Here is a 25,152-nt window from a genome sequence, read left to right on the forward strand (position 1 = left end):
GGAGCACCATGGCCATCCACGACGAGTACCGCCTCGCGAACTTCTACTTCGAGTCCAAGGCGTACAGCGACGCCGCCCGCATGCTGGAAGGCGTGCTGGCCGAGGAGCCGGCCAACCTCTCGGTCCGGCTGCTGCTGGCCCGCAGCTACTTCCACTCCGCCCAGCTCGGCCGCGCCGAGGCCGAACTGCGCCGGATCCTCGACCTCGACCCGGCCGAGGACTACGCCCGGCTGATGCTCGGCCGCACCCTGGAGCGCCGGGGCCGCGCCGAGGAGGCCCGCCCGCACCTGCGGCTGGCCGCCGCGATGACCGGCGAGCAGCTCTGACCGGCCGAAGCACCGGCAACGCACCGGGAAAACGGCGAGCCCCCGCCGCCTCGAAAGGCGACGGGGGCTCGCTGCTGCGGTTCCGCGAAGTGCGAACCGAGCGCGGGTCAGCGCGAGTAGTACTCGACGACCAGCTGCTCGTCACAGATCACCGGGACCTCCTTGCGCTGCGGCGCACGGTCCAGGCGGAAGGCCAGGGCCTTCAGGTTGACCTCGAGGTACTTCGGGGTCTGGCCCTCACCCGCGTAGCCACCCTCACGGGCGACCTGGAAGGGGACCTTCTCCTTGGAGCGCTCGCGGACGGTGACCACGAAGCCCGGCTTCATCTGGTACGACGGCTTGTTGACCTTGCCGCCGTTGACCTCGATGTGGCCGTGGACGACCATCTGGCGGGCCTGGTAGATGGTGCGGGCGATGCCCGAACGCAGGACCAGGGAGTCCAGACGGGTCTCCAGCTCGGCGACGAGCGCCTCACCGGTCTTGCCCTCGGCCTTCTTGGCGCGGTCGAACGCGCGGGCCATCTGCTTCTCGCTCAGGTCGTACTGGGCGCGCAGACGCTGCTTCTCGAGCAGACGGACCTTGTAGTCCGAGTTCTGCTTGCGACCACGGCCGTGCTGGCCGGGCGGGTACGGGCGGGCCTCGAAGTACTTGACGGACTTCGGGGTCAGCGGCACGCCGAGCGCACGCGCGATCTTGACCTTGGGACGCTTCTGGTTCGCCATGAACCAAACCTTCCTTGCTTACGAATACGGCTTTCACCAGGTGTTGACGGAGGTCGCATGTCGCGACCCGGAGAAAACCCCGACGCCTGCGCGAAGGGATCAGCCGCTCTCCGGAGCCGGGCACGAGATGTGCTGGTCACACGAAGGGCCCGGGAACCGGGCCTTCCGCGACACCGAAACGGTGCGCGACGCTCCTGGTGCGGGCCTCCCGGAGGAGGCCTACCGCCGATGCCCCGCTGGTGCGGCCGGTCGGTGGGGTCTCCCCCGCCGCCGTCCCGGGACATGGCACTCCGACGAAGTATACCCGTCGATCACTCGCCCTTTTCCCCGGGCCGCCCCTCGGCCGTCGGCGCGGGCTGCTGCTCCGTCTTCCCGTCCGTCTTCCCGTCCGCCTTCGCGTCCGCCTTCTTCTCCCCCCGGCGCTCCCCGCGCAGCCGCCCGCGGGTCCACTCCACGGTGTCCGCGTACCGGACCTCGCCGCCGCGCCGGTTCGGCTGGTAGTACTCCCGGCCGTGCACCTGGTCCGGCGCGTACTGCTGGGCGGCGATGCCCTCCGGCAGGTCGTGCGGGTACTGGTAGCCCCGGCCGTGGCCGAGCTTGCCCGCGCCGCCGTAGTGGGCGTCCCGCAGGTGCGGCGGGACGGCCCCGGCCAGCCCCTGCCGGACGTCCGCCAGCGCCGCGTCGATCGCCAGGTAGGCCGAGTTGGACTTGGGCGCCAGGGCCAGCGCGATCGCCGCCTGGGAGAGGATGATCCGGGCCTCCGGGAAGCCGATCAGGGCCACCGCCTGGGCCGCCGCCACCGCCGTCTGCAGCGCCGTCGGATCGGCCAGGCCGACGTCCTCGCTGGCCGAGATCATCAGCCGCCGGGCGATGAACCGCGGGTCCTCCCCCGCCTCGATCATCCGGGCCAGGTAATGCAGGGTGGCGTCCACGTCGCTGCCGCGGATCGACTTGATCAGCGCGCTGGCCACGTCGTAGTGCTGGTCGCCGTCCTTGTCGTAGCGCACCGCCGCCTGGTTGACGGCCGTCTCGGTGGTGGCCAGCGAGATGCTCGGCTCCCCCTTCTCCAGCGCCGCACCGGCCGCCGCCTCCAGCGTGGTGAGCGCCCGCCGGGCGTCCCCGCCGGCCAGCCGCACCAGGTGGTCCTCGGCCTCCGCGGTCAGCTCCAGCGCGCCCTCCAGGCCGCGCTCGTCGCCCACCGCGCGGCGCAGCAGCGCGCGGATGTCCTCGTCGGTCAGCGACTCCAGGGTGAGCAGCAGCGAGCGGGACAGCAGCGGGGAGATCACCGAGAAGTACGGGTTCTCGGTGGTCGCCGCGATCAGGGTGACCCAGCGGTTCTCCACGGCCGGCAGCAGCGAGTCCTGCTGGGCCTTGGAGAAGCGGTGGATCTCGTCCAGGAACAGCACCGTCTCCCGGCCGGACATGCCGACCGCCCGGCGGGCGCCGTCGATCACCGCCCGGACCTCCTTGACCCCGGCGGTGATCGCGGACAGCTCGACGAAGCGGCCCTCCACGGCCTGGCTGATCACGTGCGCGAGGGTGGTCTTGCCGGTGCCGGGCGGCCCCCAGAGGATCACCGAGCTGGTGGCCGCCGGGCCGCGGGAGCCCGCGACCAGCCGGCGCAGCGGCGAGCCGGGCTTCAGCAGCTGCCGCTGCCCGGCCACCTCGTCCAGGGTGCGCGGACGCATCCGTACGGCCAGCGGGGCCCGGCCGGGCTCCCTGGCCTGGCGATCCTCGGCGGCGGCGGTGAAGAGGTCCGGTTCGTCCACACCGGAAGCCTAGTTGAGGCCACCGACAGTGCCGGACCGCCCGGGCCCCGGCTACCCGAGTCCGGCGGCGTGGTCCGGAACGTACTTCTGCAGGTCGCGCGGGGGCCGCTGGTAGCCGCGCGGGGCCGGGCGGGGCGGCAGCTGGATCCGCGGCGGGGCGACCTCGTGGTACGGCACCGAGGAGAGCAGGTGGGCGATCATGTTGATCCGGGCCCGCCGCTTGTCGTCGCTCTCCACCACGTGCCAGGGCGACTGCGGGACGTCGGTGTAGACGAACATCTCGTCCTTGGCCCGCGAGTAGTCCTCCCAGTGGGCGATCGACTCGACGTCCATCGGGGAGAGCTTCCAGCGCTTCATCGGGTCCTCCAGCCGGTCCCGGAAGCGCCGCTCCTGCTCGGTGTCGCTGACCGAGAACCAGTACTTGCGCAGCAGGATCCCGGCCTCGATCAGCATCTGCTCGAAGGTCGGGCACTGGTGCAGGAACTGCCAGTACTCCTCGTCGCTGCAGAAGCCCATCACCCGCTCGACCCCGGCGCGGTTGTACCAGCTGCGGTCGAACAGCACGATCTCCCCGGCCGCCGGCAGGTGTTCGACGTACCGCTGGAAGTACCACTGGGTCTTCTGCCGCTCGGTCGGGGTGGGCAGCGCCGCGACCCGGGCGATGCGCGGGTTCAGGTACTCCGTCACCCGCTTGATCGCGCCGCCCTTGCCGGCCGCGTCCCGTCCCTCGAAGACCACCACCACGCGGGCGCCCTCGACCCGCACCCACTCCTGGAGCTTCACCAGCTCCTGCTGCAGCCGCAGCAGCTCCCGCTCGTACGGCTTCCTCGCCAATCGTTCCGGCTTCGCGGTCCGCCGCTGCTCGGTCACCCTCGGTCCTCCGTCCGACTGCTGCTGATGACCCTTCACCGTAGGCGCAGAACGGCGGATCCGCAGGTCGGGAGGGCCATCAGACCCCGACGAAGGGTTCCGGGTAGCGGCAGAGCCCGCGCGGACCGCCGTCGTACGCCGCCAGCGGCAGCGCCTGGAAGTACGCCTCCGGCACCTCGAACGGGCCGGTGACCTCGTGCCGCCCGGCCGGGGTGAAGCCGAACCGCCCGTAGTAGTCCGGATCCCCGAGCACCACCACCAGCTTCTCGCCCGCCTCCTCGGCGGCCGACAGCGCGGCCCGGACGACGAGTTCGCCGACTCCCCGGCGCTGCCACTCGGGCGCGACCGCGACCGGGGCGAGCGCCAGCGCGTCGCCACCGCCGCCACCGCCGCCGTTGCCGCCGACCCGCAGCCGGGTCAGCAGGGCGTGCCCGACGACCAGCCCGCTGTCGTCCACCGCGACCACCGACAGCCCGGGCAGCCAGGCGGGATCGCGGCGCAGCGCGTCCACCAGGTCCGCCTCGTCGGGCCCGGGGAACGCGGCCATGTGCACGCGTCTGGTGGCCGGGGCATCCTGCGGACATTCGACTCTCGTGGTGACCTGCATGAGTCAACCCTCCCTGTGTCGCACGACGTTGTGGACCGGCCCCGGACGGTGGGTGGACCGTCCGGGGCCGTTGCAGGTTAGCGGAATGACGCGGCGTCAGCTCTTCGGCTGCGCCTCCGACTTGGCGTCCTCGCGGACCTTCGGCTGGGCGTCCACGCCGGCCTCGCGGCGCTGCGCCGGGGTGATCGGGGTCGGGGCACCGGTCAGCGGGTCACCACCGGTGGACGTCTTCGGGAAGGCGATGACGTCGCGGATGGTGTCGTACCCGCCGAGCAGCGTGACGATCCGGTCGAGGCCGAAGGCGACCCCGCCGTGCGGCGGCGGGCCGTAGTTGAAGGCGTCCAGCAGGAAGCCGAACTGCGAGGCCGCCTCCTCCTCGGACAGGCCGATCGCGTCGAACGCCCGCTTCTGCACGTCCCGCTGGTGGATACGGATCGAACCGCCGCCCAGCTCCGAGCCGTTCAGGACCAGGTCGTAGGCGTTGGACAGGGCCGTACCCGGGTCGGTGTCGAAGCTGTCCAGCGACTCCGCGGTGGGGGCGGTGAACGGGTGGTGCACCGCGTGCCAGCCCTGGAACTGGCCCTTGTCGTCCTCGATCGGCTCGAACATCGGGAAGTCGACGACCCAGAGGAAGGCCCACTTGGACGCGTCGATCAGCTCGCAGCGCTTGCCGATCTCCAGGCGGGCGGCGCCGAGCAGCTCCTGCGAGGGGCGCTCCTTGCCGGCCGCGAAGAAGACCGCGTCGCCGTTCTTGGCGCCGGCCGCGGCGGCGAGGCCGGCCAGGTGCTCCGCCGAGAGGTTCTTGGCGACCGGGCCGCGCAGCTCGCCGGTCTCGGCGTCGATCAGCACGTAGGCCAGGCCCTTGGCGCCGCGCGCCTTGGCCCAGTCCTGCCAGGCGTCCAGCTGCTTGCGCGGCTGGGAGGCGCCGCCCGGCATGACCACGGCACCGACGTACGGGGCCTGGAACACGCGGAACTCGGTGCCCTTGAAGTACTCGGTGAGGTCGGTGAGTTCCTGGCCGAAGCGGACGTCCGGCTTGTCCGAGCCGTAGCGGCCCATGGCGTCCGCGTAGGTCATCCGCGGCAGCGGGTTCGGGATCTCGTAGCCGTGCACCTCGCGCCAGATCGCGCCGACGATCTTCTCGCCGAGGGCCAGGATGTCCTCCTGGTCGACGAAGGAGGCCTCGATGTCCAGCTGGGTGAACTCCGGCTGCCGGTCGGCGCGGAAGTCCTCGTCGCGGAAGCAGCGGGCGATCTGGTAGTAGCGCTCCATGCCGGCCACCATCAGCAGCTGCTTGAACAGCTGGGGCGACTGCGGCAGGGCGTACCAGTGGCCGGGCTGCAGGCGGACCGGGACGAGGAAGTCTCGGGCGCCCTCGGGGGTGGAGCGGGTGAGGTACGGCGTCTCGATGTCGAGGAAGTCGTTCTCCTCCATCACCCGGCGGATGATGTTGTTGACCTTGGAGCGCAGCCGCAGGCCCTTGGCCGGGCCCTCGCGGCGCAGGTCCAGGTAGCGGTAGCGCAGCCGGACCTCCTCGTTGACCGTGCCCGGCTCGTACTCGGCGACCGGGAACGGCAGCGGGGCGGCCTCGGAGAGCACCTCGATGTCGCTGACGACGACCTCGACCGCGCCGGTCGGGATGTCCGGGTTCTCGTTGCCCTCGGGGCGGACCCGGACGTCGCCGACGACCTTGACGCAGTACTCGGCGCGCAGGCCGTGCACCGAGTCGAGGTCGCGGACCACGATCTGCACGGTGCCGGAGGCGTCGCGCAGGTCGATGAAGGCGACGCCGCCGTGGTCGCGGCGGCGGGCGACCCAGCCGGCCAGGGTGACGGTGGTGCCTGCGTGCTCCGGGCGGAGCGTGCCCGCGTCGTGCGTGCGGATCACAGCTGCTTCTCCTTCAGGGTGGTGACGAGTGCGTCGAGGGCGACGGGGGTCTGCTCGCCGGTGCTCAGGTCCTTGAGCTGGACGACGCCCTCGGCGAGGTCCCGGTCCCCGGCGATCAGGGCGAAGCGGGCGCCGGACCGGTCGGCGGACTTCATGGCGTTCTTGATGGTCTTGACGCCGAAGGCGAGGTCGGTGGCCACGCCGGCCCGGCGCAGCTCGACCACCTTGGCGAAGAGCAGGTTCTTGGCCTCCTCGCCGAGCGCGACGGCGTAGACGGAGGTGGCGGGCGGCAGGTCGAGGGTGACGCCCTCGGCCTCCAGCGCCAGGTAGGTGCGGTCCACGCCGAGGGCCCAGCCGACGGACGGCAGCGCGGGGCCGCCGATCATCTCGGACAGGCCGTCGTAGCGGCCGCCGCCGCCGATCGCGGACTGGGCGCCGAGGCCGTTGTGCACGAACTCGAAGGTGGTGCGGGTGTAGTAGTCCAGGCCGCGGACCAGCTTCGGGTCGTCGACGAAGGCGACGCCGTTGGCGGTGAGCAGCTCGCGCACCTTCTCGTCGTACGCCTTGCACTCCTCGCACAGGAAGTCGCGCAGCATCGGGGCGCCGACCAGCTGCTCCTGCACCGACTCGCGCTTGTCGTCCAGCACCCGCAGCGGGTTGATCTCCGCCCGGCGGCGGGTCTCCTCGTCCAGGTCCAGCCCGGAGAGGAAGTCGATCAGGGCGGCGCGGTAGACCGGGCGGCACTGCTTGTCGCCGAGGCTGTTGAGCAGCAGCGAGTAGTTGCTCAGGCCCAGCGAGCGGAAGGCGTCGTCGGCCAGGATGATCAGCTCGGCGTCCAGCGCCGGATCCTCGGCGCCGATCGCCTCCGCGCCGACCTGGGAGAACTGGCGGTAGCGGCCCTTCTGGGCGCGCTCGTAGCGGTAGTACGAGCCCGAGTACCAGAGCTTGACCGGCAGGTTGCCCTGCTTGTGCAGGTTGGCCTGGAGCGCGGCGCGCAGCACCGAGGCGGTGCCCTCCGGGCGCAGCGCGAGGTCGTCGCCGCCCTTGGTGGTGAGGGTGTACATCTCCTTGGAGACGATGTCGGTGGACTCGCCGACTCCGCGGGAGAACAGCTTCACGTCCTCGAAGACCGGGGTCTCGACGTAGCCGTAACCGGCCCGGCGGGCGGGCGCGGCGATGCGCTCGCGGATCGCCAGGAAGGTCGCGGAGCTGGGGGGCAGCAGGTCGTAGGTGCCCTTGGGGGCGGTGAAGGTGCTCAACTTCTCTTCCGTCACATTCCTCGTCGCGGGAAAGCCGGGGCGCCTGCCGCCCCCGCTGCCTCTCGGAGGTAGGGGTTGGTGGCGCGCTCGCGGCCGATGGTGGTCTGACCGCCGTGGCCGGAGAGGACCACGGTGGAGTCGTCGAGGGGCAGGCACACCCGGGCCAGCGAGTTCATGATCGCCTCGCTGTCCCCGCCCGGGAGGTCCGTGCGCCCGATGGAGCCGGCGAACAGCAGGTCGCCCGAGAACAGCACCGGGGGGAGGTCCTCGGCACCGGGCGTCCGGAAGGTCACCGACCCCCCGGTATGGCCCGGGGCGTGGTCCACGGTGAGCCGCAGGCCGGCCAGTTCCAGCACGCTGCCGTCGGTGAGCTCGCGCACGTCGTCCGGCTCGCCGACGGTGAGCTCGCCCATCAGCTGGGTGCCCAGGGAGCGGCCGAGCGCCTTCTCCGGGTCGGACATCATGTACCGGTCCTCGGGGTGGATCCAGGCCGGGACGCCGCGGGCGCCGCAGACCGGGACCACCGAGGCGACGTGGTCGATGTGGCCGTGGGTGAGCAGCACGGCGACGGGCTTGAGCCGGTGCTCCCGGACCATCTCCTCGACGCCGCGCGCGGCCTGGTGCCCGGGATCGACGATCACGCACTCCTCGCCCGCCGCCGGCGCGACCAGGTAGCAGTTGGTGCCCCAGGCTCCAGCGGGGAATCCGGCGATGAACACGCGAGTCCTTCGGGTGGGTGCGGCTACGGGCGGGTGCGGTGGTGAGCTGCGGTGGCTACCAGTAGTGATGGCGTAAGGGAAGCCTACCGGCGGTCCGGGTCCGGTTGCGAACCAGATACGCGGTGGCGGGGCCGGGCCCGCCCCGGACGCCTGACAGGTTCACCGCGCCCTTACGGGCCCGGTCCCTACACTTGGCCGCCGATGGGTGCGATGATCCGCTCCGGAAACCCATCCACTTTTCCCGCACATGCTCAGGAGACACGGCCGGTGGTCAGCAGCGAACAGCGGCGGCGGCAGCTCGCCCGCGAGAAGTACGAGCGCCAGATGGAGCGCCGCGCCGAGGCGGCGTCCGCCCGCAGGCGGCGCAACACGATCCTGGGCGCCTCGCTCGCCGTGGTGGTGCTGGCCGGCGGCGGAACCCTGTTCGCCACCGGCGCGTTCAGCTCCGACGACAAGGACAAGAACACCTCGGCCGCCTCCAGCGCCCAGCCCGCGCCGACCCAGGCCGACCCGGCCTCGACGCCGACCCGCAAGCCGGTCGAGGGCTGCGCGGCGCCGGCGCCGGGCTCGCCCAACAAGAAGCAGTTCAAGGCCGAGCCGGCCATGTCGATCGACGACCACGGCTCGTACACCATGACGCTGGACACCAACTGCGGCAAGGTCACCGTCGCGATGGACGCGGCCAAGGCCCCGCACACCGTGAACTCGTTCAACTTCCTGGCCGGCGAGCAGTACTTCGACCACACCAAGTGCCACCGGCTCACCACCGACGGCATCTTCGTGCTCCAGTGCGGCGACCCGACCGCCACCGGCTCGGGCAGCCCCGGCTACAAGTTCGCGGACGAGAACCTGAGCGGCGCGACCTACCCGGCCGGCACGGTGGCGATGGCCAACTCCGGCCCGGGCACCAACGGCAGCCAGTTCTTCCTGGTCTACAAGGACACCCAGCTGCCGCCGAACTACACCCCGTTCGGCAAGATCACCGGCGGCCTGGACGTGGTCCAGAAGATCGCCGCCGCGGGCACCCTGGAGGGCTCCGGCGACGGCCACCCGATGGCCGACGTCACCTTCAACTCGGTTACCGTGTCCAAGGGTTGACCGACCCCGGGGCCGCCGGCGGCAGGCGCGGAAAGCGCCTCCGCCCGGCCCCGGACCGAAATCGCCCGGCCCGGATGCGGACAGCACCGGTCCTGGTCGCCTATGTTGGCGTTGTATAGGGTGCCCGGACCCGCCTAGCCGTCACCCTCGGCAGCAAGGCACGGCGGACGGGGACGGCGGACTCATCGGTCCGCCGCACATCTAACTGTGGACGACGGTCGCGCGCCGCCCCGGCGCGGGCGCGACGTCATGTGGAGGACGCGCTATGAGCAGCGACCCGTGGGGCCGTGTGGACGAGCAGGGCACGGTGTACGTCAGGACCGCCGACGGCGAACGCGTCGTGGGTTCCTGGCAGGCCGGCTCGCCCGAGGAGGCCCTCGCCTACTTCGAGCGCAAGTACCAGGGCATCGAGGTGGAGATCGGCCTGCTGGAGAAGCGGGTGCGCACCACCGACCTGGCCGCCAAGGACGCCCAGACCGCGCTGGAGCACCTCCGCGCCCAGGTGACCGAGGGGCACGCGGTGGGTGACCTGGACGCGCTGGCCAAGCGGCTGGAGACGCTCTCCGGCGAGATCGAGAGCCGACGGGAGGAGCGCAAGGCCGCCCGTGCCAAGGCCCAGGACGAGACCCGCTCCGCCAAGGAGGCCCTGGTCTCCGAGGCCGAGCAGCTCGCCGAGTCCACCCAGTGGCGGGAGGCCGGCGACCGGCTGCGCGCCCTGGTGGACACCTGGAAGGGCCTGCCGCGGCTGGACCGCAAGAGCGACGACGAGCTGTGGCACCGCTTCTCGCACGCCCGCTCGGTCTTCTCCAAGCACCGCAAGGCGCACTTCGCGACCCTGGACGCCGAGCGCGAGCAGGCCCGGCAGGTCAAGGAGGCGCTGGTCTCCGAGGCCGAGGCGCTGTCCTCGTCCGACGACTGGGGCAGCACCGCCGCCGCCTACCGCGACCTGATGGCGCGCTGGAAGGCGGCCGGCCGGGCGCAGCGGGACGTCGAGGACGAGCTGTGGGCGCGGTTCCGCGGCGCCCAGGACGTGTTCTTCCAGGCCCGTTCCGCGGTGTTCAGCGAGCGCGACGCCGAGCAGGTGGAGAACCAGAAGCTCAAGGAGGCGCTGGCCACCGAGGCCGAGGCGATCCTGCCGATCACCGACCTCAAGGCCGCCAAGGCCGCGCTGCGCGAGGTCAACGAGCGCTGGGAGGCCATCGGCCACGTGCCGCGCGACGTCCGCCCGAAGCTGGACGGCCGGCTGAACGCGGTCGAGCGGGCCATCCGCGAGGCCGAGGACACCGAGTGGAAGCGCTCCAACCCGGAGGCCAAGGCCCGGGCGGCCGGCATGGTGGGCCTGTTCCAGGCGAAGGCCGACAAGATCCAGGCCGACCTGGACAAGGCCCGGGCGGCCGGCAACGCCTCCCGGACCGCCAAGCTGGAGGCCGAGCTCTCCGGTGTGCAGACCCTGCTGGAGCAGGCGCACAAGAGCCAGGAGGAGTTCAGCGGCTGATCCGGCCCGCTGGACGACGAAGGCCCCCGGGGTGCTCCCCGGGGGCCTTCCTCATGCGCCGGGCCTCACTTCCGGGCCGAGGTGACCCGGTAGACGTCGTAGACGCCCTCGACGCCGCGCACCGCCTTGAGCACGTGGCCCAGGTGCTTGGGGTCGCCCATCTCGAAGGTGAAGCGGCTCATCGCCACCCGGTCCCGGGAGGTCTGGACCGCCGCCGACAGGATGTTGACGTGCTGGTCGGAGAGCACCCGGGTGACGTCCGAGAGCAGCCGGGAGCGGTCCAGCGCCTCGACCTGGATGGCCACCAGGAAGACCGAGGACTGGGTGGCCGCCCACTCGACGTCGATGATCCGCTCGGGCTGCTGGCTCAGCGAGTCCACGTTGACGCAGTCGGCGCGGTGCACCGAGACGCCGTTGCCGCGGGTGACGAAACCGACGATCGGGTCGCCCGGCACCGGGGTGCAGCAGCGGGACAGCTTGACCCAGACGTCCTCGACGCCCTTGACGATCACGCCCGGGTCGCCCTTGGCCCGGCGGCGCACGGCCCGGCGGTTGTCGTGGGTCGGGGTGGCCGTCTCGGCGAGGTCCTCGGTGGCGCCCTCCTCGCCGCCGAGCGCCTGGACCAGCTTCTGGACGATGTTCTGCGCGGCGACGTGCCCCTCGCCGATGGCGGCGTAGAGCGAGGAGATGTCGGGGTAGCGCATCTCGTGGGCCAGGGTGACCAGCGAGTCGCCGGTCAGGATCCGCTGGATCGGCAGGCCCTGCTTGCGCATCGCCCGGACGATCGCCTCCTTGCCCTGCTCGATCGCCTCCTCGCGGCGCTCCTTGGAGAACCAGGCGCGGATCTTGTTGCGGGCGCGCGGGGACTTGACGAAGCCCAGCCAGTCCCGGGACGGGCCGGCGTTCTCCGCCTTGGAGGTGAACACCTCGACGGTGTCGCCGTTCTCCAGGGTCGACTCCAGCGGCACCAGGCGGCCGTTGACCCGGGCCCCTATGGTCCGGTAGCCGACCTCGGTGTGCACCGCGAAGGCGAAGTCGACCGGGGTGGCGCCGGCCGGCAGGGCTATCACGTCACCCTTGGGGGTGAAGACGAAGACCTCGTTGCTGGCCAGGTCGAAGCGCAGCGACTCCAGGAACTCGCCCGGGTCGGCGGTCTCCTTCTGCCAGTCCAGCAGCTGCCGCAGCCAGGCCATCTCGTTGACGGCGCCGGCCTTGTCGTCCTTGCGGACCTGGGTCGGGGTGTCGGTGCGGACCTTGGAGGCCCCGGCGACCGCGCGCTGCTTGTACTTCCAGTGCGCGGCGATGCCGTACTCGGCCCGCCGGTGCATGTCGAAGGTGCGGATCTGGAGTTCGACCGGCTTGCCGCCGGGACCGATCACCGTGGTGTGCAGCGACTGGTACATGTTGAACTTGGGCATCGCGATGTAGTCCTTGAACCGCCCCGGTACCGGGTTCCACCGCGCGTGGATGGTGCCCAGTGCCGCGTAGCAGTCGCGGACGGTGTCGACCAGGACCCGGATGCCCACCAGGTCGTAGATCTCGGCGAAGTCCCGGCCCCGGACGATCATCTTCTGGTAGACCGAGTAGTAGTGCTTCGGCCGGCCGGTGACGGAGGCGGTGATCCGGGCGCCGCGCAGGTCCGCCTGGACCTGGTCGATCACGGTCGCCAGGTACTCGTCCCGCTTGGGGGCGCGCTCGGCGACCAGCCGGACGATCTCGTCGTACATCTTGGGGTAGAGGATCGCGAAGGCGAGGTCCTCCAGCTCCCACTTGATGGTGTTCATGCCCAGCCGGTGCGCCAGCGGGGCGTAGATCTCCAGCGTCTCGCGGGCCTTCTTCTCCTGCTTCTCCCGCTTCAGGTAGCGCATCGTGCGCATGTTGTGCAGGCGGTCGGCCAGCTTGATCACCAGGACCCGGGGGTCCTTGGCCATCGCGACGACCATCTTGCGGACGGTCTCGGCCTGCGCGGCCTCGCCGAACTTGACCCGGTCCAGCTTGGTGACGCCGTCGACCAGCAGGGCCACCGAGTCGCCGAAGTCCTTGCGCAGGGTCTCCAGGCCGTAGTCGGTGTCCTCGACGGTGTCGTGCAGCAGCCCGGCCATCAGCGTCGGGGCGTCCATGCCGAGCTCGGCCAGGATGGTCGCGACGGCCAGCGGGTGGGTGATGTACGGGTCGCCGCTCTTGCGCTTCTGGCCGCGGTGCCACTTCTCGGCGACGGCGTAGGCGCGCTCGATGTCGCGCAGCAGCGCCGGGTCGGCCTTGGGGTCGTTCGCCCGGATCGAGCGGAACAGCGGCTCCAGGACGGGGTTGAGGACGCTGGAGCGCTGGCCGCCGAGGCGGGCCAGCCTGGCCCGCATCCCGCCGCCGGTGCCGGAGCCGCGGCCGACCGGGGCGAGCTGGCGCGAGGAGGTCGGCGTCGGGCGTGCCGGGGTGGCCCCCGAGGGCGTGGGACGGTCTTCGGGGGCGGCCGCTGCGGCCGTGGGCACAACCTCGTCGGGCAAGGACACTCCTCGGGGCACCGGGGCCGACCCCTGCCGAGGGCCCGTACGGTCCGGGCACAACCAGGAGGGGATGAATCTTCATGGTACCGAGCCGGGCGGCCCGCCGTTCATCCGGCCGGGCCCGGAAACGGAAGGGCGGCGGTCGGATGATCCGACCGCCGCCCTTCCGTCATGCCCGTCAGACCGTGACCAGCGTCTCCAGCGGAGCGCCGCCCAGGTGCCCGGACAGCCGCTCGCGGCCGTCCAGGAAGCCCAGCTCCATCAGCACCACGACGCCCACCAGCTCGGCGCCGGCCTCCTTCACCAGGTCCAGCGAGGCACCGATGGTGCCACCGGTGGCCAGCACGTCGTCCACCACCAGCACCCGCTCACCGGGCGCGAAGGCGTCGCACTGCACCTCCAGCGTCGCCGAGCCGTACTCCAGCTCGTACGAGCGCCGGAACACCTCGCCGGGCAGCTTGCCCGCCTTGCGGATCGGCACGAAGCCCAGCCCGGCCGCGAAGGCCGCCGGAGCCGCCAGCACGAAACCGCGCGCCTCCAGGCCCACCACCTTGGTCGCCCCGAGCTCCTTCGCCCGGTCCGCCAGCGCCTGGGTGAGGGCTCCGAAGGCCTCGGCGTCGGCGAGCAGCGGCGCGATGTCCTTGAACAGCACACCCGGCTTCGGGTAGTCCGGGACGTCCCGGATCCGGCTGTTCAGCAGCTCGGCCAGTGCGGTGTCGGCGGTGGTCACGGTTCTGTCCTCAGGGTCGGGTGCGGTTCAGCGCTTGGTGGACGGACGGCCCTTGGCACGCGGGGTGCCGGCCGCGCGGTCGCGCTGACCGACCATACCCGCAGGCTGGCCCTCGTCCGCGCCCTCGTCCGTCGCCGCCGCGTCCGCGGCCTCCGCCTTGGCGGCCGCCGAGGCCCGGTGCTGCAGGACCCGCTTGCGCAGCGCCTTCATCTCCGGCTGCTCCTCCTTGAGCTGCGCCAGCAGCGGGGTGGCGACGCAGATCGAGGAGTAGGCACCGGCCGCGAGACCGATGAACAGCGCGAGCGAGATGTCGTTCAGGGTGCCGGCACCCAGCAGGCCGCCACCGATGAACAGCAGCGCGGCGACCGGCAGCAGCGCCACCACGGTGGTGTTGAGCGAGCGCACCAGGGTCTGGTTGAGGCCCGCGTTGGCCGCCTCGCTGTAGGTGAGCTTGTTCTGCTTGGTGATCCCCTTGGCGTTCTCCTTCACGGTGTCGAAGACGACGACCGTGTCGTAGAGCGAGTACCCGAGGATGGTCAGGAAGCCGATCACCGTACCGGGGGTGACCTCGAAGCCCACCAGGGCGTAGACCCCGATGGTGATCAGGAGGTCGTGGATCAGCGCGACCAGGGCGGCCAGCGCCATCCGCCACTCGAAGGCGATCGCCAGGTAGACCGTCACCAGGACCATGAAGACGACCAGACCGGTGAGCGCCTTGTTGGAGATCTGCTTGCCCCAGCTGGGGCCGATCACCTGGGCCTCGACGGTGTCCAGCGGCACGTCGAGCTTCTTCGAGAGCTCGGAACGGATGTCGTCCGAGCTCTTCGTCTCGTCGGTGCTGACCTGGATGCGGATCTTGTTGTTGTCCGTCGACTGCACCAGCGGGTGCGAGGAGACGATCCCGTCGGCGGTGTCCTGGGCCTGGGAGACCGTCAGACCCGGCTTGGTGACGGTGTAGACCGAGCCGCCCTTGAACTCGATGCCCAGGTGCAGGCCCATGGCCAGGCCGATCGCCGCGACCAGCACGATCACGCCGGAGATCGAGTACCAGAGCTTGCGGCGCCCGACGAAGTCGAAGCTGACCTCGCCCTGGTAGAGCCGGTGACCCAGATTGGAGAAGCGCGACACGGTGTCAGGCCTCCTTCACGGCGGCAGAGGAGGAGTTACGACGACGGGTGCTGCGCAGCGGCGGACGGGCGCCCAGCCGCTTCGGGTCCAGGCCGGACCACGGGTGACCGTCGGAGAAGAACTTCCGCCGGGCCAGCAGCGTGATCATCGGCTTGGTGAAGAGGAAGATCACCACCACGTCGAGCGCGGTGGTCAGACCCAGGGTGAACGCGAAGCCCTGCACCTTGCCGACCGAGACGACGTAGAGCACGGCGGCACAGAGGAAGGACACGAAGTCCGAGACCAGGATGGTGCGCCGGGCGCGCGGCCAGGCGCGCTGGACCGCCGGGCGCAGCGGGGCGCCCTCGCGGACCTCGTCGCGGATGCGCTCGAAGTACACGATGAAGGAGTCGGCGGTGATGCCGATCGCGACGATCGCACCGCAGACCGCCGGCAGGTTCAGCGCGAAGCCGATCCCGCCGCCGAGCAGGCTCATGATCGAGTAGGTCAGGGCCGCCGAGACGAGCAGACCGGCGATCGAGACCAGGCCCAGGCCGCGGTAGTAGATCACCGAGTAGAGGACCACCAGCACCATGCCGATCAGACCGGCGATCAGGCCGGCCTTCAGCTGGTCGCTGCCCAGCGCCGGGGAGACGGTGGTGACGTCGCCCTTCTGGAACTCCAGCGGCAGGGCGCCGTAGCTCAGCACGTTGGACAGGTCCTGCGCCTCGGGCTGGGTGAACTGGCCGGTGATGACCGCGCTGCCGCCGGGGATCACATTGGTGACCTGCGGGTGCGAGACGACCTGGTTGTCCAGCACGATCGCGAACTGGTTGCTCGGCGAGGTCTGGCTGGCCAGCATGGTGGTGACCTTGGTGAAGGCGTCGGTGCCGGCGCCGTTGAACTGCAGCTGGACCTGCCAGCCGCCACCGGTCTGGGTGTCGAGGCCGGGCTGGGCCTTGGAGACGTCCGAGCCCTTCACCGCGACGGGGCCGAGGGCGAGCTTCTCGTAGTAGCCGCCCTGCCCGGGCTTCTGGGAGCAGGCGACCATGGCCTTGTCGTCGGCGCCGGTCTGGGCCGAGCGCACGTCGGGCTTGGTGCAGTCCAGGTCGGCGAAGGCCTTCTGGAGCTCCGGCGGGACGGTGCCCTGGGTCATCGCGGCGCTCAGGTCGGCGGCGCTCGGCGGGGTGGCCGGGGCGCTCGGGGCGGCCGGGGCCGAGCCGGTGGCACCGGCCGACGGGGTGGCGGACACGCCCGTGGCGGCGGCGCTCGGGCTGGCGTCGGCGGCCAGCGCCTCACCGACGGAGCGGCCCTGCTTGGTGGCGCTCGGGCTGCCGCCGGCGGTGGGGGCGTGGCTCGCGGACGAGCTCGCGCCGGCCGAGGCCGAGGCACCGGCCGAGGGGCTGCCCGACGGGGCGGTGCTCGGGGTGCCCGACGGGGCGGCGGACGGGGAACCGGAGGGCGCGGGCGGGGTGAACCCGCTGGGCGCCACGGCCAGGACCGGACGGAAGAACAGCTTCGCGGTGGTACCGACCTGGTCCGCCGCGTTCTGCTTGTCGCCGCCCTTGGGGATGTTCACGATGATCGTGTCCGAGCCCTGGGTCTGGACCTCCGCCTCGGAGACACCCATTCCGTTGACCCGGCGCTCGATGATCCCGACGGCGATGTCCATGCTGGACTTGTTGATCGCCTTGGGGTCCTTCGACTTCGCGGTCAGCGTGATGCTGGTGCCGCCTGCGAGGTCGATACCGAGCCGGGGCTTGGTGTTGCCCGTCCCGAACATGAGGGCGACCAGTCCGACGGTGACGACCAGGATGAGGGCCAGCGCCCGCCCTGGGTAGCCGTCGCGCGGGCGCGACTTGGGTGTTGCCACCTTGCTCGTTTCTCCCTGTCCATGCCACTTCGCCGACCGGACCCCCGTCCGGCTCGTGGCGGAACGGGGGCATGGCGGCTCTGCGGCCCTGAGGTCCTGTGGGCTCGCGGCACTGCGCCGCGCGGTCGGGCGGGTTGCCCGGCCGTACTACTTGCTCGCGGGAGCCCCGCCCTCGACCTCGCCCTTGGCATCGCCCTTCTCGGCGCTGTCCTTGGTGAGCGTCAGCGGCTTGTCCTCGACCGGCGCGGCGTCGGCGTCCTCGGCCTCCGGCTCGGACAGCTCGTCGTCGGCGGGGCGACCGTTGATGATCGCGTCGTACTCCTGGCGGTCCAGGACGGCCGCGATGGCGCTCTTGGTGAAGTGGGTGAACACGCCGGGCGCGATCTCCAGCTCGACGGTCTCGTCGTGGATCGCCTTCACCTCGGCGTACAGGCCGCCGATGGTGCGCACTCCCGCCCCGGGCTCCAGCGAGCTCTGCATCTGCTGCGTCTGCTGCTGGCGCTTCTTCTGCGACCGGAACATGAGCACGATCGCGATGATCGGGAGGAGAAGGATGATGAGGTTCACTGCAGCCAGGGTCCTTTACGGGCCGCCGGCCGGCGGCCTGTGTGGTATGGGTCGGCCCGTCGGGTGAGAGGGGCGGTCCGGCGGAGTCTAGGCGACCCCGAACTGATCGGACAACGCCAAGCATCGCATCCTGCCGCCGAAAGTGGCGACCCTCCGCCTGCACAGTTTCCCGGGACTTCCTCCCCGGCCCCTCCTCGGGCGGGGCGCCGGGCCGGGCCGGGAACCGACGGCCGCCCGTCACCCGTTCTCTCACCCGTTCGGTGCAGCCGGGTCAACTTCCGTCCGGCCGGAACAGCTCCGGCTGGGGCGGTACGGCGCCACGGGTGGTCTGGACCGGCGGGGTCAGACCGAGGTGCTGCCAGGCCGCGGCGGTGGCGATCCGACCGCGCGGGGTGCGGGCCAGCAGGCCCTCGCGGACCAGGAAGGGCTCGGCCACCTCCTCGACGGTCTCGGCCTCCTCCCCCACCGCGACCGCGAGTGTCGACAAACCGACCGGTCCGCCGCCGAACAGCCGCAGCAGGGCGTTCAGCACCGCGCGGTCCAGCCGGTCCAGCCCCCGGGCGTCCACCTCGTAGACGTCCAGCGCCTGGGCGGCGATCCCGACGGTGACCACCCCGTCGTGCCGGACCTGCGCGTAGTCGCGGACCCGGCGCAGCAGCCGGTTGGCGATCCGCGGGGTGCCCCGCGAGCGGCCGGCGATCTCGGCCGCACCCGCCGGGTCTATCTCCACGTCCAGCAGCGAGGCCGAGCGGTGCACCACCCGCTGCAGCTCGGCCGGGGCGTAGAACTCCATGTGCCCGGTGAAGCCGAAGCGGTCCCGCAGCGGCGGCGGCAGCAGGCCGGCCCGGGTGGTGGCGCCGACCAGGGTGAAGGGCGGCAGCTCCAGCGGGATGGCGGTGGCGCCCGGCCCCTTGCCGACGATCACGTCGACCCGGAAGTCCTCCATCGCCATGTAGAGCATCTCCTCGGCCGGCCGGGACATCCGGTGGATCTCGTCGAGGAAGAGCACCTCACCCTCGGTGAGCGAGGAGAGGATCGCCGCGAGGTCCCCCGCGTGCTGGATCGCCGGGCCGGAGGTGATCCGGATCGGCGCACCGAGCTCGGCCGCGATGATCATGGACAGGGTGGTCTTGCCCAGCCCGGGCGGCCCGCTCAGCAGGACGTGGTCCGGCGCGCTGCCGCGCTGCCGGGCCGCCTGGAGCACCAGGGACAACTGCTCCCGCACCCGCTCCTGGCCGATGAACTCGTCCAGCAGCTTGGGGCGCAGCGCGGCCTCCACCGCCTGGTCCTCGCCGTCGGCGGCGGCCGTGACCAGCCGGTCGGCGGGTTCCGAGTCGTACATCCTCGCGGGCTCCAGAATCTCCGGTGTCGGGACCGCCGGTCGACGGTCTCACTCGACGGTGTCGACAAACGGACAGGTCGTCAGGTGGACTCAGCGGGTGCGGTTGAGGCCGCGCAGGGCGAGCCGCAGCAGCGCGCCGACGTCCGTGGTCTGCTGCGCCTCCGCCTCCGGGGTGACGGCGGCGACCGCCTCGTCCGCCTCGCGCGGGGCGTAGCCGAGGCCGGTCAGCGCGGAGTGCAGCTGCTCGCTCCACGGCGCCGGGCCGGAGGCGATCGGCTTCTGGGCGGGCACCGCGCCGTGCGGGGCGCCCAGCTTGTCCTTGTACTCCAGCAGCAGCTTGGCCGCCTTCGCCTTGCCGATGCCGGGCACCGCGACCAGCGCCTTCTCGTCCCCGCCGGCCACCGCGGCGCGCAGCGCGTCGGGGCTGTGCACCCCGAGGATGGCCTGGGCCAGCTTGGGACCGACCCCCGGCGCGGCCTGGAGGATCTCGAACACGGCCCGCTCGTCGTCGTCGGCGAAGCCGAACAGGGTCAGCGAGTCCTCCCGGACCACCAGGGAGGTCGCCAGCCGGGCCGGCTCGCCGAGCCGCAGCCCGGCCAGGGTGTTCGGGGTGCACTGGACGGCCATGCCGACCCCGCCGACCTCGACCACCGCGACGCCGGAGGCGATGGCCGCCACAGGTCCTTGCACGAAGGCGATCACCGACGACTGCCTTTCTAGGAGTGGGAGCGGGATTGCAGGAGCTTGCTGCGCGGGGCGCTGCGGGCGGCCTGGGCCGCCGCCTGGGTGGCGGCCTGCAGCCGGTTGGTCGTCCCGCCGCGCCAGATGTGGCAAATGGCCAGCGCCAGCGCATCGGCGGCGTCGGCCGGCTTGGGCGGGGCGTCCAGCCGCAGCAGCCGCTGCACCATGGCCGTGACCTGGGCCTTGTCCGCCCGGCCGGAGCCCGTGACGGCGGCCTTGACCTCGCTGGGGGTGTGGAGTGTGACGGGGATGCCGCGCCGGGTGGCACAGAGCATCGCGACCGCGCTCGCCTGGGCGGTGCCCATCACGGTACGGACGTTGTGCTGGGCGAAGACCCGCTCGACGGCGACCAAGTCCGGCCGGTGCTCGTCCAGCCAGCCCTCCAGGCCCTGCTCGACCTCCAGCAGCCGCTGCCCGATCTCGGCCTCGGGCGAGGTCCGCACCACGCCCACCCCGACCATCCGCAGCGGCCGGCCCGGCGTGCCCTCGACCACGCCGACCCCGCACCTGGTCAGCCCCGGGTCCACACCCAGCACCCGCACGTCACTCCCCGCCCCTCGTTGCCACCGATCGCCTCCGACCTGCGAAGGCTACCGTCCGGGTCCGACAACCCCGCCGACGACACCGGCCCGGCGGTCCTGGGACCACCGGGCCGGGCAGTACGGGCGGTCACCCGCCGTCGACCGGAGCCGAATCACTCGGCGTCGAGCTGCGCACCGACCTCGTCGGAGATGTCGAAGTTGGCGAAGACGTTCTGCACGTCGTCGCTGTCCTCCAGCGCGTCGATCAGCTTGAAGATCTTGCGGGCGCCGTCGACGTCCAGCTCGACCTGCATGCTGGGGAGGAAGTTGGCCTCGGCCGAGTCGTAGTCGACGCCGGCGTCGACCAGCGCGGTGCGCACGGCGACCATCTTGGAGGCCTCGGAGACGATCTCGAAGGACTCGCCGAGGTCGTTGATCTCCTCGGGCTCCTGGTCGAGGACGACCTCGAACAGCTTGTCCTCGTCCACGCCGTCAGCCTTGGGGACGATCACCACGCCCTTGCGGTTGAACAGGTACGACACCGAGCCCGGGTCGGCCATCGAGCCGCCGTTGCGGGTCATCGCGACGCGCACGTCGGAGGCCGCGCGGTTGCGGTTGTCGGTGAGGCACTCGATCAGGACGGCGACACCGTTCGGGCCGTAGCCCTCGTACATGATGGTCTGGTAGTCGGCGCCGCCGGCCTCCAGACCGCCACCGCGCTTGACGGCGCGGTTGATGTTGTCGATCGGGACCGAGTTCTTCTTCGCCTTCTGGATGGCGTCGTAGAGGGTCGGGTTACCCGCCGGGTCGGGACCGCCGGTGCGCGCCGCCACCTCGATGTTCTTGATCATCTTGGCGAAGAGCTTGCCGCGCTTGGCGTCGATCACGGCCTTCTTGTGCTTGGTGGTAGCCCACTTAGAGTGGCCGGACATCGCCAGCTCCTTTACGTCGCCAATGGAAATGAAACAGAAGAGATCTTACCGGTGTCGTCACCGGAAAGGCGCACACGGCCACCGACGCCCTACCGAGCGGCGAGGTACTCCTCGACCATCCGCACGAAGTAGGCGTGCACCCGGTGGTCCCCAGTGAGCTCCGGGTGGAACGAGGTGGCCAGCAGATTGCCCTGGCGCACGGCCACGATCCGGCTCTCCGGGCCGTCCGCGCCGGGCAGCTCGGCCAGTACCTCGACGCCCGTGCCGACCGCCTCGACCCAGGGGGCGCGGATGAAGACGCCGTGCACCGGCGCGTCGTCCAGGCCCTTGAAGGCGAGGCCCGACTCGAAGGACTCGTTCTGCCGGCCGAAGGCGTTGCGGCGCACCGTCATGTCGATGCCGCCGACGCTCTCCTGGTCCTCCCGGCCGTCCAGGATCTTGTCGGCCAGCATGATCATGCCCGCGCAGGTGCCGTACACCGGCATGCCGGCGGCGACCCGCTCGCGCACCGGGTCCATCACGCCGAACAGCAGCGCCAGCTTGGACATGGTGGTGGACTCCCCGCCGGGGATCACCAGCGCGTCGACCCCGGCCAGCTCCTCGGCACGGCGCACCGGACGGGCGAGCGCGTCGGCCTCGGCCAGCGCCACCAGGTGCTCACGGACGTCACCCTGCAGGGCGAGGACACCGATGACTGGAGTGCTCACGGTCTTCAACCTCAATCGATCGTCTACTACGGAAGGACGCGGCGCGGCCCGCCGCACACCGAGGCGCTGCGGCGGGCCGGCACGGACGAGCGGGAACGACTACCAGCCGCGGTTGGCGTAGCGCTCGGTCTCGGGCAGGGTGTCGCAGTTGATGCCGACCATGGCCTCGCCCAGGTTGCGGGAGGCGTCCGCGATGACCTTCGGGTCGTCGAAGAACGTGGTGGCCTTCACGATGGCGGCGGCACGCTTGGCCGGGTCGCCCGACTTGAAGATGCCGGAGCCGACGAAGACGCCCTCGGCGCCCAGCTGGCGCATCAGCGCGGCGTCGGCCGGGGTGGCCACGCCACCGGCGGAGAACAGCACGACCGGCAGCTTGCCGAGCTCGGCGACCTCCTTGACCAGCTCGTACGGGGCGCGCAGCTCCTTGGCGGCGGCGAACAGCTCGTTGTGGTCCAGCGCCCGCAGGTGGCCGATCTCGTTCTTGATCTGGCGCAGGTGGCGGACGGCCTCGACGACGTTGCCGGTGCCGGCCTCGCCCTTCGAGCGGATCATGGCCGCACCCTCGGCGATCCGGCGCAGGGCCTCGCCCAGGTTGGTGGCGCCGCAGACGAAGGGGGTGGTGAAGGCCCACTTGTCGGAGTGGTTGACCTCGTCGGCCGGGGTCAGCACCTCGGACTCGTCGATGTAGTCGACCCCGAGCGACTGCAGGACCTGGGCCTCGACGAAGTGACCGATGCGGGACTTGGCCATCACCGGGATGGAGACCGCCTCGATGATCTCCTCGATCATGTTCGGGTCGGACATGCGGGCCACGCCGCCGTCCTTGCGGATGTCGGCCGGAACCCGCTCCAGAGCCATGACGGCCACCGCGCCGGCGTCCTCGGCGATCTTCGCCTGCTCGGCGTTGACCACGTCCATGATCACACCGCCCTTGAGCTGCTCGGCCATGCCGCGCTTGACCCGGGCGGTACCGATCTGCGGCTGGTCTGCGGTGGTGGGGGTGGTGGACACGTGAGACCTCACTCGAAGATGAACCAGTGCTATCGCCCTATGGTAGGCGGAATGGGTGACCCAACCATGCGCCACCAAGTCCAGCCCGGACGAAGGGATGCGACAAACGGGCCGTATCCGGGGACAGCCTAAGCAGGCGCCCCTTCCGGCGTGAGGGCGGGCGGCGGGGCATCGTCCATCTCGAAGGCCAACGGGAACGGCGCCTTCCCCGCCAGCCGGAAGTAGCGCACCAACCGGTGCTCCCGCACCGCCCGCGCCGCCCGCACCGCGTCGTTGTGGAACCGGCGGGCCATCGGCACCCGGCGCACCGCGGCCGTCAGATCACGAACCGCCTCCTCGCCGCCCGGCTCGGCCACCAGCGCCGCCACCTGCTCCGGCTCCTCGAACACCGCCCGCAGCGCCAGACTCAACTGGCTCTCCGCCACCTCGCGGTGCTCGTCCTCGGCCGCCCGGGCCGCGTGCGCCGCGTCCAGCAGGAGCAGCGAGGCCGCCGGGTCCAGCAACGAGGACGTCGCCAGCTCCATCGCCACCGAGGCCCGACGGACCAGCTGCGCGTCCAGCGCCGCCCGCGCGGCGTCGATCCGGGCGTGCAGCCGGTCCAAGCGGCCGGCCGTCCAACTCAGGTACATGCCGAACAGCACCACGGCCACGCCGGCCCAGATCCAGGTAGTCACGGGCCGCTACGTTACCGGGTGTCACCGGCCGCCCGGCCCGGCGTCAGCCCCGGGCGGCGCCCGGCATCAGCCCCGGACGGTCCCGTGGTGGTAGGTCGCCCGGTCGATGTCCGCGATGTTCACCGCGGTGAACAGCCTGGTCCCCGGCAGCGGCTTGACGTGCTCCCGCAGCAGCGCGACCACCCCCTCGCCCAAAGCCGCCTTCGCCTCCGGCGTCCGGCCCGGGAACATCTGGAACTCGACGTACACCTGGGAGTCGCCCTCCGCCCCGGTGCTGCCGACCACCAGCTCCTCGCTCCGCCGGAACAGCGTCTTGCAGGACTCCGGCTTCGCGTCGATCGTCTCCTCCGCCAGCCGGTTGATCGCCAGGCCCAACGCCCGGCGGTCGAAGGTCCCGGCCAGGTCGGACGAGTAGTCGACGGAGATCTGCGGCATCGTTTCCCCCATGGGTCACAGTGGTGCGGTCGGCCCGACCCTAACCCCACTCCCGTCGGTCCCCGCGGTCAGTCCCTGGCGAGACCGAACCGCCCGCGCCGCCCGCTGCGCTCGTCCTCCTCGACCACCGCCGCCGCCCCGGCCGTCACCGTCTCGTACACCGCCAGGATGTCCGCCCCGACCGTCGACCAGTCGAACCGCCGCACGTGCCGCGAGGCCGCCTTGCGCAGCTCCTCCAGCCGCGCCGGGTCCGCCAGCAGCCGCAGCGCCGTCCGCGCCAGCGCGTCCGCGTCCTCCACCGGGAACAGCTCGCCGGCGTCCCCGCCGTCCAGCACCTGCTTGAACGCGTCCAGGTCGCTGGCCAGCACCGGGGCGCCCGCCGACATCGCCTCGACCAGGATGATCCCGAAGCTCTCCCCGCCCGTGTTCGGCGCCACGTACAGGTCCACGCTGCGCAGCAGCCGGGCCTTCTCCCGGTCCGAGACCATGCCGAGGAACTCCACCCGCTCGCGGACCTCGGGCGCCAGGCCGGCCACCGCCTCCTCCTCGTCGCCCTTGCCCGCGACCAGCAGCCGCACCCCCGGCCGCTCCGCCAGGATCCGCGGCAGCGCCGCCAGCAGCGTCGGCAGGCCCTTGCGCGGCTCGTTGATCCGGCCGATGAAGCCGATCGTGCCCGGCTCCCCCGCCGCCGCACCGCCGGTCCACCGCTCGTCCGGCTCGGCCTCCGCGAAGAAGCCGACGTCCACGCCGTTCGGGATCACCACCGCGTCCCCGCCCAGGTGCTCCACCAGGGTCCGCCGGGCGTACTCCGACACCGCGATCCGGGCCCGCATCTTCTCCAGCCCCGGCTGCAGGATCGGCGAGGCCGCGATCATCGCCCGGGACCGCGGGTTGGAGGTGTGGAAGGTGCCCACCATCGGCCCGGTGGCCGACCAGGCGGCCAGCATCGACAGGCTCGGCGAGGACGGCTCGTGCACGTGCAGGATGTCGAAGCGCCCCTCACGCAGCCACCGCCGCACCCGGGCCGCCGACAGGATGCCGAAGCTCAGCCGCGCCACCGACCCGTTGTACGGCACCGCCACCGCCCGCCCGGCCGAGACCACGTACGGCGGCAGCGCCTCGTCGTCCTCGGCCGGCGCCAGCACCGACACCTGGTGCCCCAGACCGATCAGGTGCTCGGCGAGGTCCCGGATGTGGAACTGCACCCCACCGGGGACGTCCCAGTCGTACGGGCAGACGATGCCGATCTTCACGGGTTC

Annotated in this window: 24 protein-coding genes; 3 read left to right on the forward strand and 21 right to left on the reverse strand. The window is 71.7% G+C overall.

Annotation, left to right across the window (positions count from 1 at the left end; all coding sequences use genetic code 11):
- Positions 1-8 precede the first annotated feature (8 nt).
- Positions 9-326, forward strand: coding sequence for a tetratricopeptide repeat protein (locus ACIP4P_RS21995; RefSeq protein ID WP_350512894.1), 318 nt, complete (start codon positions 9-11; stop codon positions 324-326).
- 107 nt (positions 327-433) lie between these two features.
- Here ACIP4P_RS21995 and rpsD read toward each other — a convergent pair whose 3' ends face one another.
- The 7 genes from rpsD to ACIP4P_RS22030 form a co-directional block, all read right to left on the reverse strand.
- Entirely contained in the window at positions 434-1,048 is a 615-nt protein-coding gene (gene rpsD, locus ACIP4P_RS22000) for a 30S ribosomal protein S4 (RefSeq protein ID WP_063346792.1), read from the reverse strand.
- A 311-nt stretch (positions 1,049-1,359) separates the two neighbouring features.
- On the reverse strand, positions 1,360-2,817 hold the full coding sequence (locus ACIP4P_RS22005) for a replication-associated recombination protein A (protein WP_400920858.1): 1,458 nt from the start codon (positions 2,815-2,817) through the stop codon (positions 1,360-1,362).
- Positions 2,818-2,868: 51 nt separating this feature from the next.
- On the reverse strand, positions 2,869-3,687 hold the full coding sequence (gene ppk2 / locus ACIP4P_RS22010; RefSeq protein ID WP_400920860.1) for a polyphosphate kinase 2: 819 nt from the start codon (positions 3,685-3,687) through the stop codon (positions 2,869-2,871).
- A 79-nt stretch (positions 3,688-3,766) separates the two neighbouring features.
- Complete coding sequence (locus tag ACIP4P_RS22015; RefSeq protein WP_400920862.1) at positions 3,767-4,294, reverse strand: GNAT family N-acetyltransferase; 528 nt, start codon at positions 4,292-4,294, stop codon at positions 3,767-3,769.
- A 96-nt stretch (positions 4,295-4,390) separates the two neighbouring features.
- The gene (gene aspS, locus ACIP4P_RS22020; RefSeq protein ID WP_350512898.1) at positions 4,391-6,181 is read right to left on the reverse strand and encodes an aspartate--tRNA ligase; all 1,791 of its coding nucleotides are present in this window, start codon (positions 6,179-6,181) and stop codon (positions 4,391-4,393) included.
- The gene (gene hisS / locus ACIP4P_RS22025; protein ID WP_400920865.1) at positions 6,178-7,440 is read right to left on the reverse strand and encodes a histidine--tRNA ligase; all 1,263 of its coding nucleotides are present in this window, start codon (positions 7,438-7,440) and stop codon (positions 6,178-6,180) included. The genes aspS and hisS overlap by 4 nt, the downstream gene beginning before the upstream one ends.
- An 11-nt stretch (positions 7,441-7,451) precedes the next feature.
- Positions 7,452-8,159 carry an MBL fold metallo-hydrolase gene (locus ACIP4P_RS22030; protein WP_400920867.1) on the reverse strand — a complete coding sequence of 236 codons (708 nt, stop codon included), beginning with the start codon at positions 8,157-8,159 and terminating at the stop codon, positions 7,452-7,454.
- A 267-nt stretch (positions 8,160-8,426) separates the two neighbouring features.
- Here ACIP4P_RS22030 and ACIP4P_RS22035 point away from each other — a divergent pair, with 267 nt between their 5' ends.
- Together ACIP4P_RS22035 and ACIP4P_RS22040 are read left to right on the forward strand one after the other, a co-directional pair.
- Entirely contained in the window at positions 8,427-9,257 is an 831-nt protein-coding gene (locus tag ACIP4P_RS22035; protein WP_350512901.1) for a peptidylprolyl isomerase, read from the forward strand.
- 265 nt (positions 9,258-9,522) lie between these two features.
- Positions 9,523-10,752, forward strand: a complete 1,230-nt coding sequence (locus ACIP4P_RS22040) for a DUF349 domain-containing protein (protein ID WP_400920869.1) — start codon at positions 9,523-9,525, stop codon at positions 10,750-10,752.
- A 65-nt stretch (positions 10,753-10,817) separates the two neighbouring features.
- On the opposite strand, the gene ACIP4P_RS22045 is transcribed toward ACIP4P_RS22040, so the two are convergent.
- The 14 genes from ACIP4P_RS22045 to ACIP4P_RS22110 all read right to left on the reverse strand — a co-directional run bounded on the left by ACIP4P_RS22045 (position 10,818) and on the right by ACIP4P_RS22110 (position 25,146).
- Positions 10,818-13,253 carry a RelA/SpoT family protein gene (locus tag ACIP4P_RS22045; RefSeq protein WP_400920871.1) on the reverse strand — a complete coding sequence of 812 codons (2,436 nt, stop codon included), beginning with the start codon at positions 13,251-13,253 and terminating at the stop codon, positions 10,818-10,820.
- Between the two features lie 178 nt (positions 13,254-13,431).
- On the reverse strand, positions 13,432-13,983 hold the full coding sequence (locus ACIP4P_RS22050; protein WP_350512904.1) for an adenine phosphoribosyltransferase: 552 nt from the start codon (positions 13,981-13,983) through the stop codon (positions 13,432-13,434).
- Between the two features lie 27 nt (positions 13,984-14,010).
- Entirely contained in the window at positions 14,011-15,111 is a 1,101-nt protein-coding gene (gene secF / locus ACIP4P_RS22055) for a protein translocase subunit SecF (RefSeq protein ID WP_400920874.1), read from the reverse strand.
- A gap of 4 nt (positions 15,112-15,115) precedes the next feature.
- Positions 15,116-16,963: a protein translocase subunit SecD gene (secD, locus tag ACIP4P_RS22060; RefSeq protein ID WP_400920876.1), complete on the reverse strand. Its 1,848-nt coding sequence runs from the start codon at positions 16,961-16,963 to the stop codon at positions 15,116-15,118.
- A gap of 147 nt (positions 16,964-17,110) precedes the next feature.
- Positions 17,111-17,530: a preprotein translocase subunit YajC gene (gene yajC, locus ACIP4P_RS22065; RefSeq protein WP_350512906.1), complete on the reverse strand. Its 420-nt coding sequence runs from the start codon at positions 17,528-17,530 to the stop codon at positions 17,111-17,113.
- Between the two features lie 271 nt (positions 17,531-17,801).
- Complete coding sequence (ruvB, locus tag ACIP4P_RS22070; protein WP_350512907.1) at positions 17,802-18,872, reverse strand: Holliday junction branch migration DNA helicase RuvB; 1,071 nt, start codon at positions 18,870-18,872, stop codon at positions 17,802-17,804.
- Positions 18,873-18,962: 90 nt separating this feature from the next.
- The gene (ruvA, locus tag ACIP4P_RS22075; protein ID WP_400920879.1) at positions 18,963-19,574 is read right to left on the reverse strand and encodes a Holliday junction branch migration protein RuvA; all 612 of its coding nucleotides are present in this window, start codon (positions 19,572-19,574) and stop codon (positions 18,963-18,965) included.
- A 14-nt stretch (positions 19,575-19,588) separates the two neighbouring features.
- A complete protein-coding gene (gene ruvC / locus ACIP4P_RS22080; protein WP_350512909.1) occupies positions 19,589-20,155 on the reverse strand; it encodes a crossover junction endodeoxyribonuclease RuvC in 567 nt (188 codons plus the stop codon).
- 152 nt (positions 20,156-20,307) lie between these two features.
- Complete coding sequence (locus tag ACIP4P_RS22085; RefSeq protein ID WP_350512910.1) at positions 20,308-21,066, reverse strand: YebC/PmpR family DNA-binding transcriptional regulator; 759 nt, start codon at positions 21,064-21,066, stop codon at positions 20,308-20,310.
- Between the two features lie 89 nt (positions 21,067-21,155).
- The gene (gene pdxT / locus ACIP4P_RS22090; RefSeq protein ID WP_400920882.1) at positions 21,156-21,773 is read right to left on the reverse strand and encodes a pyridoxal 5'-phosphate synthase glutaminase subunit PdxT; all 618 of its coding nucleotides are present in this window, start codon (positions 21,771-21,773) and stop codon (positions 21,156-21,158) included.
- Between the two features lie 99 nt (positions 21,774-21,872).
- Positions 21,873-22,784: a pyridoxal 5'-phosphate synthase lyase subunit PdxS gene (gene pdxS, locus ACIP4P_RS22095; RefSeq protein ID WP_350512912.1), complete on the reverse strand. Its 912-nt coding sequence runs from the start codon at positions 22,782-22,784 to the stop codon at positions 21,873-21,875.
- A 128-nt stretch (positions 22,785-22,912) separates the two neighbouring features.
- Entirely contained in the window at positions 22,913-23,413 is a 501-nt protein-coding gene (locus tag ACIP4P_RS22100) for a hypothetical protein (RefSeq protein WP_350513011.1), read from the reverse strand.
- Positions 23,414-23,524: 111 nt separating this feature from the next.
- On the reverse strand, positions 23,525-23,893 hold the full coding sequence (locus ACIP4P_RS22105) for a 5-carboxymethyl-2-hydroxymuconate Delta-isomerase (protein ID WP_400920884.1): 369 nt from the start codon (positions 23,891-23,893) through the stop codon (positions 23,525-23,527).
- A 68-nt stretch (positions 23,894-23,961) separates the two neighbouring features.
- A complete protein-coding gene (locus tag ACIP4P_RS22110) occupies positions 23,962-25,146 on the reverse strand; it encodes a glycosyltransferase family 4 protein (RefSeq protein ID WP_400920886.1) in 1,185 nt (394 codons plus the stop codon).
- Positions 25,147-25,152: the final 6 nt, after the last annotated feature.

The sequence above is a fragment of the Kitasatospora sp. NPDC089509 genome (genome assembly GCF_044749365.1).
Taxonomy (GTDB): domain Bacteria; phylum Actinomycetota; class Actinomycetes; order Streptomycetales; family Streptomycetaceae; genus Kitasatospora.

Excerpts from the sequence above, each read along its gene's own strand:
- ACIP4P_RS21995 (WP_350512894.1), top strand. The coding sequence starts at position 9 with ATGGCCATCCACGACGAGTACCGCCTCGCGAACTTCTACTTCGAGTCC.
- ACIP4P_RS22015 (WP_400920862.1), bottom strand. The coding sequence starts at position 4,294 with ATGCAGGTCACCACGAGAGTCGAATGTCCGCAGGATGCCCCGGCCACC.
- ruvB (WP_350512907.1), bottom strand. The coding sequence starts at position 18,872 with ATGTACGACTCGGAACCCGCCGACCGGCTGGTCACGGCCGCCGCCGAC.
- ACIP4P_RS22040 (WP_400920869.1), top strand. The coding sequence starts at position 9,523 with ATGAGCAGCGACCCGTGGGGCCGTGTGGACGAGCAGGGCACGGTGTAC.
- rpsD (WP_063346792.1), bottom strand. The coding sequence starts at position 1,048 with ATGGCGAACCAGAAGCGTCCCAAGGTCAAGATCGCGCGTGCGCTCGGC.
- ACIP4P_RS22100 (WP_350513011.1), bottom strand. The coding sequence starts at position 23,413 with ATGTACCTGAGTTGGACGGCCGGCCGCTTGGACCGGCTGCACGCCCGG.
- ACIP4P_RS22105 (WP_400920884.1), bottom strand. The coding sequence starts at position 23,893 with ATGCCGCAGATCTCCGTCGACTACTCGTCCGACCTGGCCGGGACCTTC.
- ACIP4P_RS22085 (WP_350512910.1), bottom strand. The coding sequence starts at position 21,066 with ATGTCCGGCCACTCTAAGTGGGCTACCACCAAGCACAAGAAGGCCGTG.